The 201-nt window shown below is 49.3% G+C and carries 1 protein-coding gene; it reads right to left on the bottom strand.

From position 1 onward, the window contains the following. Positions 1–201, bottom strand: a 201-nt coding sequence (locus FDX22_RS24400) for a CBS domain-containing protein (RefSeq protein WP_146717913.1), incomplete at both ends; no start/stop codon positions are given.

Genomic DNA, 201 nt, shown 5'->3' with positions numbered 1-201 from the left:
GTTGCAGAAGGTCAATTACATGCACCACACCGAGCAGTTCTTCCTGTTCATCTTCTCCGGTTACGACCAGGCGCGTATGCTGGTTTTTCTCCAGTAGTGTGCGAATTTCTGCTTCCGGAGCATTGAGATCAATATGCTCGATATCATGGCGTGACGTCATGATACTGCTGACGGTTCGCTGATTAAGGTTCAGTACGCGCT

It is taken from the genome of Citrobacter sp. TBCS-14, assembly GCF_005280805.1.
Classification (GTDB): domain Bacteria; phylum Pseudomonadota; class Gammaproteobacteria; order Enterobacterales; family Enterobacteriaceae; genus Citrobacter; species Citrobacter gillenii.
This window is presented reverse-complemented; position numbering and strand designations above follow the sequence as displayed.